This window comes from Teichococcus rhizosphaerae, from assembly GCF_002631185.1.
Lineage (GTDB): Bacteria > Pseudomonadota > Alphaproteobacteria > Acetobacterales > Acetobacteraceae > Pseudoroseomonas > Pseudoroseomonas rhizosphaerae.
In genome coordinates, this window is the sequence record NZ_PDNU01000082.1 from 1 (window position 1) to 8,461 (window position 8,461).

The window sequence follows — 8,461 nt, forward strand, 5'->3', positions numbered from 1 at the left end:
CAGCGCCTGCTCCGCCAGCCTGCTCGGGTTGGCGGCGCCGCGCGCAATTTCCTGCAGAGCGGCCTCAAGCGCATCGTGGCGCCTCAGGAGCGCGGTGATGGCTTCGCCGTCGAGCCGGTCCTCGTCTCGGGTGATCGCCTCGGCATCGAGGCGGTCCCTATCTCCGGGGAGAGTGCCCTGCCTCATAAAGTCAGAGACGCTTTCTGCTCGCCGACGCATGTCCAGCAGCTCGTCGTGCGTCATGCCTTCCAGCCTCGGGCGGGGACCAGGTGCCCCTCTGCCATCGTCTCTGCCTCGAGCATCGCTTCCTCGACATCCGAGCTGCCACCCAGCCGCTCGACGAGATCGCCGAATGAGTAGATCCAGAACCCGAAGTTCTGCGGTCCTACCTGGCGCACGACGGCACGGATGTTCCGCAGCGTCGCCACCCTCTCTCCGCCCTCTCCCGCCACCCAGTCCATATCCATCTCAAGCCGCTCCGTTGCCGGAACGCACCATGCCGCGCTTTGTCAGTCTGGACAACGTCCGTTGCCTCTTTGACAATCATGCCGCATCGCCGGTATTTGCTCTCGGTTCCGTGAGCAACGCGGCCGGATGGCTAGAGAGAGAGCATGTCGCCCACCCCTACCTCGACCAACGATACAAACGAGATCGTTGCGCACCATCGCGACCGAGCCGCTGCCCTGGTCGCTGCCGCCAAGGGTGATGCCCAGCGCGTCTCCATGTACCTGTACGGGCATCCCGGCACTGAGCCCGACCAGCCGCTGCTCGATGCGCAGAACGAAGCGAGGGAGCTTGGGCACTTGCTGCGGTTGGCATGGGAGCACGCAGATGAAGCGGCTGGGGAACCGAAAGAAGACGTGCTGAGCAGGTGGGGCTACACGGGGAGTGGGTCGCTCCAGCGGCAGGTGCGGCATCCCCACGGCTGGGGAACGCTGCGGCTCGAGGTAAAGCCAGCCCCCCACGGAGAGGGGATTTGGCGCTGGGAACTGCGCCACGAGTGCAATTTCGTGGGGGAGATCACTCGCTACAAGGGCACCACGGAGTACCCCGAGGCATGGCGCTGCGCATTGGACGCGGAGTGCCTCGCAGCCTCTTGGTCGGACGTCCTGATGCTGATGCAAAGCGAGGAAGATGACGAAGACTGGTGACGGCGGAGTAGGCCGCCGGTGACTGACTATGTGGCCTACACCCGGGTGAGCACCCAAGCCCAGGGCCGCTCCGGCCTCGGGCTTGAGGCGCAGCAGGCGGCCATCCAGCGCCACCTGCACCCTGGTGATCGGCTCTTAGAAACGTTCGTCGAGGTCGAGAGCGGCACGAAAGCCGCCCGGCCGCAGCTATCGGCAGCCGTGGCCGAATGCGCAGCAACGGGCGCCACGCTGCTGGTCGCCAAGCTCGACCGACTGGCCCGCGATGCCCACTTCCTGTTGGGCCTGCAGAAGGCCGGGGTGGAGTTCTTGGCCTGCGACATGCCGTCGGCCAACCGGCTCACCGTGGGCATCATGGCCTTGGTCGCCGAGGAAGAGGCCCGAGCGATCAGTGCCCGCACGAAGGCCGCCCTGGCGGCCGCCAAGGCCCGCGGCGTGAAGCTCGGCGGCGACCGGGGTGTCCGGCCCAGCCCGGAACGCGCTGCAGCCGCCCGGGTAGCCCTGTCTGCCGAAGCGGAGCGGCGCGCGGGCCTCATCCTGCCCGCCGTCGCCCGCCTTCGGGCGCAGGGCGCCCGCACGCTTACCGACCTAGCCGACGGACTGACCAGGATGGGGCGGCGTGGCCCTCGCGGCGGCCGGTGGACGGCCACGGCAGTCCGGCGCGCCCTGCTTCGGGCCGACCCTGTTGCGGCCCGGCGGCACCAGCGTAGAGGTCACAAAGAGAGAGTGGATGACTAAGACGATGAGTGCCTCTGAGGAAGATACACCATACCTGTACAAGTACCGCTCCATGGACGGGAGTGCCAGAGACAGAACTAGAAGCATATTCAGTGACAACAAACTCTGGTTCGCTCAGGCGTCTGACTTCAACGACCCGTTCGACTCTGCGCCTGGCTTCTCTGTCGAGGCTCCGGCGCCGACTTTTCTGCGGTACATCGAAAAGCTGTTTAAGAAGAAGGGGGGCCAGGTGCTCGGCGCTGACAAGCATGCCTTGCGTGCTCGCCTGCGGGAGATTCAGCGCGAACCCCAGAGCATTCAGAAGTCGCCTGACTTCGTCGCCGAGATGCGGCGCGCGACCGCCTTAGGGGTCAATCAGGCAGGCGTACTGTCGCTCTCAGCTCGTCCGGACGCCGTGCTGATGTGGTCCCACTACGCGAGTTCGCATACTGGAATCTGCCTGCGCTTTCGGGCGACCGAAGGCATCATCCCGTTCCGGGCGGCGCAAAGGATCGTGTACCAAGCCGAACGGCCGGTCCTGAACCCAGTGTTCGACGAGCCCGACGCCATCATGGCCAAGACCTTCCTGACCAAGGCAGACTTCTGGCAGTACGAAGAAGAGTGGCGGGTCATCAGCCATCCCGGCAGTCCTGTGAACCAAGTGGGCGGCTATGGCGCGATGCCGTTCGATCCCGACGCGCTGGATGGCGTCATCTTCGGGTGCAAGGCACGACAGAGAGACATTGACGATGTGAGGTCGTGGGTCGCTGGGCGTAAGCAGCCGGTCGAACTGCTGCGAGCGGTCTCCGACCCGGACTTCTTTCGCCTCGACATCGTCTCCCTAGGAAGCGGCTAGGCTCGCCGGAATCCCCGGATTACCCACACGACGGCGGCGCCCAGGGCTAGCAGTAGAATTGGCGGGATAAGGGCGAACGCCGCGAGCATCTTGGTGCTGTCGTACCGCCAACCGAAATGGAGTCCCACCCGCTGGTAAGACCGGCGGATGACCTCGTTGTAGTCGAGGTCGCGGTATTCAATGTTCTGCCGCCGGAACTCTAGAACGGGCAGCAGGCAATAGGTACGGCCGAAGCCTTCAATCTTCGTGTGCCCGGTTGGCGCCGCTTCGCAGGGAACGGCCGCCATGTTGTCGCCGTCGATGATGGCCGCCTGCTCGATGCCTGGCGCCCACTCTTCCTTGACCTCTCGGAACCCTAGAACCCCTACGTAGAGGACCCACAGGAAGGACAAGAGGACCCAGGCGCGGAGCAGGCCCCGCCGAATATCGAAAGCCATCGAGAAGGCTAGCTGCCTCTCTGGTGGACATGCTGGTGCTGGCGGACCTTCTCGAGCCAGATCTCGCCCACGATGCCACTGGCGGCAAGGTCAACGGCCAAGGAGTGCGTATCCTCAATCATGGGCAGCGCCACGGTCGCCTCACCCTGCTCGACCATCTGGTCCACGGCGTCACGGGCCTCACGCATCGAGAGGCCACGCTTTACTAGCGCGAGCGCGGCCGTGACCTTCCGCAGCACGTCACCGTGCGCGGGGATGAGCCGAGCCTCACCGGCGGAACCGTAGGACACCCGGGAGACGTCCCGGACCGGCCCCAGTCGTTCGAGTTGAGCCTTCGACGCGGAGTTCATGACAACCCATCCTTAGCAGGGCTTCGCGTGCAATCACCCGTAGATTCTGCACCCCGAGTGCATTCGGCCCGGTGCCGGGCTCTCCGTTAATATGGGCGCGCCGGAGCGTGATTCTGCCCCCGTCCCGTTCATAGTCGCCCATAACGTAAACCTGTCCGGCCGGTGTTCCCACGATGATGGTCACAGTCGGCTCGGACACGAGGTCGTCCAGCAGCTCGAACGTCAGCGCGGCCGGATCCCATGGTTTATCCGGCACCATTAGTAAGCGGCAAGAAAGCCGAAAGGAAGCGGGCAGGAAGCGGTGAGAAAGCCGCTTGCTGCCAGAAAGCTGCCTACCATCCCGCGCTCACTTGCGCTCTAGCTGCTTGTTAAGCGCCTGGATGGCGTGCTCGATGACTTCGGCCATCAGCCACCCCTGCTCCTGCGCGATGCGCACGATGTGCTCCCGGGTCTCGGCTGTCGCCTTGAGATTTAGATGCGCGGTCCGCCCGGTGGCCCGCAGGCTCCGGCCATCGACCACCGGGGCGGGGGCGGGGGCGGGCTCCATCACTTGGGTAGCCGGAGCCGGAACAGGCGGCGGCTCGGGCGCCCGATCGATGCCCGCCGCGCCTTCTTCGATGGGCGGGGGAGATGGCAGGCGGCGGACCTTGGATGCGTTGATGGCCATGGTGCTACTCCGGCAGGGAGTCGACGAGGGACTGGATGACGACCTCGGCCGCCGCCCGGAGCGTGGGCGCCGAGACTTCCGTCACCGCCCGACCGCTGTTCTGCGCCTGGCGGTACGACGCGCGTTCGGGCAAGTAGCCATCGGCGACACGGTAGCCCGCCTCGCGAATGTAGCCGCGAGCGGCTTCGGCCTCGGCCTCGGTCGAGATGCGCGACAGGGCGCACACCAGGCGCTCCTTCGGGATACCGGCCCGAACCAAGGAATGCGCCACTCTCACCAGTGGACGCAGGTCGTCCATGCTGGCGCCGCCCGGAAGAATCACCAGGTCGGCGGCCTTGGCGAGCGCTACGGTGTCCTTGTTCGCCCTCGCGGGCCCATCCAGGATGAGCACATCGACTTTGGACGCCTGCGCGAGGGCGGCGGACAGGTCCGGGTAGAGTTGGGTCGGCGGGGTCGGCGTCAGTCCGGCCGCCAGCCGGTCCCGATGCCAATCGACCTGGGAGCCCTGGTCGACGTCGAGGTCGGCGAGGTGCACGGAGAGGCCTGCCCGCGCCAGCTCCACGGCAAGAGCGCGTGAAAAGGTGGACTTGGCCACGCCGCCCTTCTGGGAGACGGCCGCAATGACTGGCATCTGAACCCTTCGGCTTTCTAGCAGAAAGCGGCTTTCTTTTCGCTTCCTGACCGCTTTCTCTCGGCTTTTTAGCAGGTGCGTGGTGCACGTCTAGAGGCGCCGTGGCAACGCCTTGTACGTTCCTGTATTGTTCTTATCATGAGTTGTCATCCTCTCGATGGGCGCCCCGCCCCAGGGGCGCCTCTTTGGTACGGCCGCGGCTGGGCGTTGGACGTCAGGTGCGGGTGCGGCCGCCGCGAGCAGATGCCGATTGAAACGATCCCGGCGCCGCCGGACACCAAGCTGTGGGAAGTCGCGGCACGCCTGCGGTGCACCGGCTGCGGCCAGCGTCCCCGTGTCGAGGGCGTCTTCCGCACGTCTCGCATCATGCGTTGACACATCTGTTGACCAATTCGAGGACACAGCCGCATAAACCTCAGAAAACACGAGATAAGGGACGATGTAGTCGCACCGCAGAAAGCCGGTAGAAAGCGGCTTTCTTACCGCAACCTACCGACTTTCTGTCCGCTTCATCCGGTGCTTTCGGCGTCTGCCATGCAAATGGACCCGACATCATTTGAGGCATGGATATGGGCCGCCTGGCCATCGCCTGCGCCGCCCAGCATCATTTGCCGCCGGAGAGCACCATGCGCCCCGACCTGTCGCAGGAGACCAAGGACCTACTCCGCCGCGCCGTACATGTCGTGCGTGCGGCATCCCCTGCAGACGTCGCTCCCTCGACCGCGCGGGAGTATCGCCGGGTCGCGGACCGCATCTTCGCCCGACGCCGCCCTGACGGCTCGTTCCCGCCCTTGGAGCAGCTCACGGACAGCCGGGCCTACTACGCCCAGCTCCGGAGCGCGTGGAGCCGCCACGCCCATGGGGAGCTCGTCGAGGCCATCTCAGCACTCCGGCCGCCGGTGCCGGACGCCGACGTCCGCGAAAGACTGAGCCGGGTCCGCCTCTGGCTTGCGCAGGCCGAGGCATACCCGATCTCGCGGGCATCGGACCCGCTGACGGAGCGCCCCGGCGACCGGGCGCCTAGCCGCCTGACCCAGCGCCTGGCATCCGAGGGTTCCCGCGCAGCCGAGAGCCGGTCGAAGCGCCGGTTCCTCGCCTCGCTCCCGCACGACTGGCTCGACGTCCTCTGGGGAGCGGCCGTCGCGGCGGACCACCGGCACCTGGACGCCATCGCGGTCCTCATCTGCACCGGCGCCCGGCCGGTCGAGGTGGGGGCAGGAGTCCTCGTCGAACGCGACGGGGCGGGGGGGCTGGCCTTCAGCATCCCGGGCGCCAAGGTGGGCGAGATTGAAGGCCAGCCTTGGCGGCGGCTGCGCGTGGCGGCGGGGCAGGGGGCGGCGGCGCACCTCTCGCGGCTGACGGCTGGCGGGCCGGTGCTCGTCACCGGCCCGGCCCCAGCCACCCTCAGCACGGCGATCGCCGACCTAGCAGGCTGGCGCTGGAGCCGCCGGGTATCGGCATATGACATCCGGCACCAGCGCGCCGCGGACGCCAGGAACGCCTTCCCCGGTGATGTCGCGGCCTGCGCCCGGTGGCTCGGCCACGCGGCGGACACGACGCTCCGGTACTATGGGCGCCTGCCGCGGCGCGCGGGCTGCGCCGGTCCGGTGCCGCTGGGCGCCGAGGCTCCGCGGCCGGTTCGGCGTCACCTGACCGCCAAGCGCCCGGAGTTGGTCGCCGAGCTGGGCTGATGGAAGGGGGAGCGCTGCGTGTCGGCTCTCCACGCCGCCGCAGCACCGCAAGGATGCCGCGGCGCAAGGCATGCGTCACCCGTTGGCGTTCGCGGCCTTCGCGGCCGGTGGCCTGCCGTCCGTTATCGTGCCCACACTGCCCTCGGCGAGTATCGCCATGATCCGCATGGCCTGCTCTAGGCTCATCCGCCGGTGCATGCGGACCCAGACTTCGCCCGAGTTATCGGACACTTGCCTTATTTCAAGGGGCACGGCGGCCAGCGCGGCGCCGCCCGGGCGCCCTGCGGCCGTGGCGCCGTGTATCCCGGGCGCCAAATCCTCGGCGGTGCAGTCCAGAGCCTTGGCGATCGCCGCAAGGATTTTGGGGCCCGGCATGGATTTGCCCCGGACGTATGTCGAGACGTTGTCGCGGCCGATGCCTGCCTCACGCGCGAGGTCGCTTTGGTTCCATCCCTTCGCCTGCATCCTCTGCTGAATGCGGCGCCCAACCTCGGCTCGCAAGGAGTCCGGTGGGAACTGGGCCGACGGGTCGAAGTCGGCGAGCGGCTCGCTGCTGTGGTAGACCGGCGTCGCAGACATGATAACGGCCCTGTCGTGTCGGTTGAACAGGGCCGTTGTAGACCGACATTGCCCTACACGTCCATCACATCAGGACGGCCTGCGGACGAACCCCTTCTCGACGAGGTACTGGCCAAGCTGCCCGGTCCGCGCGGACTCGAAGATCTGGCGCCAGTCCCATAGGTGCCCCGCTGGGGTGCTAGGTCGCCTGGAATGACTGCCCCGCCGCCTTCGTCAATCAGGGCGCACCAGAGCCCGAACAGCCTAGCCCGCCGTTCGACGTCGCTCGACATGTACTCGCCCTCGAACTCCCCAGCGTTTGGGAACTGCTTCCGCGGGTCGCTGAGCACTTTCGAGGCGCCGCCCCACTCCCCGCCCTGGCGCACCAGAGCCTCGTTCACGGCCGCCATCGCCTCTTTGGTGAGAAAGCGCTCCAGGATGTGCCAGACCTCGTGCCAGTACGTCCGCCGCACGTCATCTTCGCGCATGTCGCTCCGGACAACGATGGTGTCGCCCTGCCCGGCCTGCCCGGCCATGCAGTAGTGTGCCCGGCCCCAGTACGGGGACTCATCTTCCCCCTCGAGCTGCGGTCCGACGTAGCACCGAACCCACGGTGCCATCCGCGCGGTCTCCGACGCGCACCAGCGAGCGAGCCTCTCCTGGCGGTCCTCGCCCCTGCGCTCCAGAGACGTCGCCCTGAAGCGCGACGGGTACGTGGGATCCGGCAGGTCCAGGGGCTCGTCGACACCCTGCGACGAGAGGGCCTGCGTCCATGGCTCGAGGTGACAGACGCGGGCGAGCGTGACCCGTCCGTCCTCAGCCACCCTTTTGTTGCGCCTGTAGGTCCCGCCGTCGGCGAGGCCCGAAACAGGCGCCTGCGGCCTCGAGGGCCGCCGCAGGATACGGGCGAGGGGGCTGGCGAGCCCCAGCTTCTCGAGCAGGGCGCGCATCAGAAGTCCCCCTTCTCGGCACGAGCGGCCTGGGCGTCGGCCCAGTCGCTGAGCGTCTCCAGCTCCTCGTCGGCGGACATCATCGGGACAACCTCGGCGGCCTTGGCCCGCTGGCGCCGCATCTCCAGCACCTCGATGCTGGCGCCGACCTCGCGTGCGGTGGTCGGACAGTCGAGCCAGCCCTCGCCAGTCGCCGGGCGGCCATCGGGAAGCACGATCGCGAAGACGTCGTTGGCGAGGGGGCGGACGCCCCAGGCGCGCTCACAGCCGTCCGCCAGGATCCAGAGCGGAGCGTCGGCGCCGAGGTGCCCGTCGCGTTCGAGGACCGCAAAGCCGAGCCGGTGCAGCTCGGCCCTCACCGGCCGCAGCGTGGCCGGAAGCTGGATGGAATGGATGATGTGGTGTCGGACGTTCATGGACTGCTCTCTCCCGTGGGGTTCTTGTCGGGAAGGTTAG

At 67.4% G+C, this 8,461-nt stretch carries 13 protein-coding genes; 4 read left to right on the forward strand and 9 right to left on the reverse strand.

Features of this window, described 5'->3' with window-relative positions; translation table 11 throughout:
- Positions 1–243: hypothetical protein (locus tag CR162_RS21165; RefSeq protein ID WP_141563276.1), on the reverse strand; the 243-nt coding region annotated here is incomplete at its 3' end.
- Positions 240–467 (reverse strand): hypothetical protein, encoded by a 228-nt coding sequence (locus tag CR162_RS21170; RefSeq protein ID WP_099097467.1) that lies wholly within the window; start codon positions 465–467, stop codon positions 240–242. The genes CR162_RS21170 and CR162_RS21165, both read right to left, overlap by 4 nt.
- Positions 468–611: 144 nt before the next feature.
- Here CR162_RS21170 and CR162_RS21175 point away from each other — a divergent pair, with 144 nt between their 5' ends.
- The 3 genes from CR162_RS21175 to CR162_RS21185 are packed head-to-tail and all read left to right on the forward strand — an operon-like array spanning position 612 to position 2,721.
- Entirely contained in the window at positions 612–1,151 is a 540-nt protein-coding gene (locus tag CR162_RS21175; protein WP_099097468.1) for a hypothetical protein, read from the forward strand.
- Positions 1,152–1,169: 18 nt separating this feature from the next.
- The gene (locus CR162_RS21180) at positions 1,170–1,886 is read left to right on the forward strand and encodes a recombinase family protein (protein WP_099097469.1); all 717 of its coding nucleotides are present in this window, start codon (positions 1,170–1,172) and stop codon (positions 1,884–1,886) included.
- The gene (locus tag CR162_RS21185; protein WP_099097470.1) at positions 1,879–2,721 is read left to right on the forward strand and encodes a DUF2971 domain-containing protein; all 843 of its coding nucleotides are present in this window, start codon (positions 1,879–1,881) and stop codon (positions 2,719–2,721) included. The genes CR162_RS21180 and CR162_RS21185 overlap by 8 nt, the downstream gene beginning before the upstream one ends.
- On the opposite strand, the gene CR162_RS21190 is transcribed toward CR162_RS21185, so the two are convergent.
- The 4 genes from CR162_RS21190 to CR162_RS21205 all read right to left on the reverse strand — a co-directional run bounded on the left by CR162_RS21190 (position 2,718) and on the right by CR162_RS21205 (position 4,806).
- Positions 2,718–3,158, reverse strand: coding sequence for a hypothetical protein (locus CR162_RS21190; protein ID WP_099097471.1), 441 nt, complete (start codon positions 3,156–3,158; stop codon positions 2,718–2,720). The genes CR162_RS21185 and CR162_RS21190 overlap by 4 nt on opposite strands.
- 8 nt (positions 3,159–3,166) lie before the next feature.
- Positions 3,167–3,508, reverse strand: coding sequence for a hypothetical protein (locus CR162_RS21195; RefSeq protein WP_099097472.1), 342 nt, complete (start codon positions 3,506–3,508; stop codon positions 3,167–3,169).
- A 346-nt stretch (positions 3,509–3,854) separates the two neighbouring features.
- Positions 3,855–4,175: a hypothetical protein gene (locus tag CR162_RS22240; RefSeq protein WP_141563277.1), complete on the reverse strand. Its 321-nt coding sequence runs from the start codon at positions 4,173–4,175 to the stop codon at positions 3,855–3,857.
- Positions 4,176–4,179: 4 nt separating this feature from the next.
- A complete protein-coding gene (locus CR162_RS21205; RefSeq protein WP_099097474.1) occupies positions 4,180–4,806 on the reverse strand; it encodes a ParA family protein in 627 nt (208 codons plus the stop codon).
- Between the two features lie 626 nt (positions 4,807–5,432).
- Here CR162_RS21205 and CR162_RS21210 point away from each other — a divergent pair.
- On the forward strand, positions 5,433–6,497 hold the full coding sequence (locus tag CR162_RS21210) for a hypothetical protein (protein WP_141563278.1): 1,065 nt from the start codon (positions 5,433–5,435) through the stop codon (positions 6,495–6,497).
- A gap of 75 nt (positions 6,498–6,572) precedes the next feature.
- Here CR162_RS21210 and CR162_RS21215 read toward each other — a convergent pair whose 3' ends face one another.
- From CR162_RS21215 to CR162_RS21225, 3 genes are read right to left on the reverse strand one after another with little or no spacing between them, the layout of a single operon-like run.
- The gene (locus CR162_RS21215) at positions 6,573–7,076 is read right to left on the reverse strand and encodes a helix-turn-helix domain-containing protein (protein WP_099097476.1); all 504 of its coding nucleotides are present in this window, start codon (positions 7,074–7,076) and stop codon (positions 6,573–6,575) included.
- A gap of 53 nt (positions 7,077–7,129) precedes the next feature.
- On the reverse strand, positions 7,130–8,005 hold the full coding sequence (locus CR162_RS21220; RefSeq protein WP_099097477.1) for a hypothetical protein: 876 nt from the start codon (positions 8,003–8,005) through the stop codon (positions 7,130–7,132).
- Positions 8,005–8,421 (reverse strand): hypothetical protein, encoded by a 417-nt coding sequence (locus CR162_RS21225; protein WP_099097478.1) that lies wholly within the window; start codon positions 8,419–8,421, stop codon positions 8,005–8,007. The genes CR162_RS21220 and CR162_RS21225 overlap by 1 nt, the downstream gene beginning before the upstream one ends.
- Positions 8,422–8,461 lie beyond the last annotated feature (40 nt).

What these genes read in the sequence shown, in the direction of transcription:
- CR162_RS22240 (WP_141563277.1), bottom strand. Translation starts at nt 4,175, where the DNA reads ATGGCCATCAACGCATCCAAGGTCCGCCGCCTGCCATCTCCCCCGCCC.
- CR162_RS21220 (WP_099097477.1), bottom strand. Translation starts at nt 8,005, where the DNA reads ATGCGCGCCCTGCTCGAGAAGCTGGGGCTCGCCAGCCCCCTCGCCCGT.
- CR162_RS21185 (WP_099097470.1), top strand. Translation starts at nt 1,879, where the DNA reads ATGACTAAGACGATGAGTGCCTCTGAGGAAGATACACCATACCTGTAC.
- CR162_RS21210 (WP_141563278.1), top strand. Translation starts at nt 5,433, where the DNA reads ATGCGCCCCGACCTGTCGCAGGAGACCAAGGACCTACTCCGCCGCGCC.
- CR162_RS21215 (WP_099097476.1), bottom strand. Translation starts at nt 7,076, where the DNA reads ATGTCTGCGACGCCGGTCTACCACAGCAGCGAGCCGCTCGCCGACTTC.
- CR162_RS21225 (WP_099097478.1), bottom strand. Translation starts at nt 8,421, where the DNA reads ATGAACGTCCGACACCACATCATCCATTCCATCCAGCTTCCGGCCACG.
- CR162_RS21190 (WP_099097471.1), bottom strand. Translation starts at nt 3,158, where the DNA reads ATGGCTTTCGATATTCGGCGGGGCCTGCTCCGCGCCTGGGTCCTCTTG.
- CR162_RS21175 (WP_099097468.1), top strand. Translation starts at nt 612, where the DNA reads ATGTCGCCCACCCCTACCTCGACCAACGATACAAACGAGATCGTTGCG.
- CR162_RS21205 (WP_099097474.1), bottom strand. Translation starts at nt 4,806, where the DNA reads ATGCCAGTCATTGCGGCCGTCTCCCAGAAGGGCGGCGTGGCCAAGTCC.
- CR162_RS21195 (WP_099097472.1), bottom strand. Translation starts at nt 3,508, where the DNA reads ATGAACTCCGCGTCGAAGGCTCAACTCGAACGACTGGGGCCGGTCCGG.
- CR162_RS21170 (WP_099097467.1), bottom strand. Translation starts at nt 467, where the DNA reads ATGGATATGGACTGGGTGGCGGGAGAGGGCGGAGAGAGGGTGGCGACG.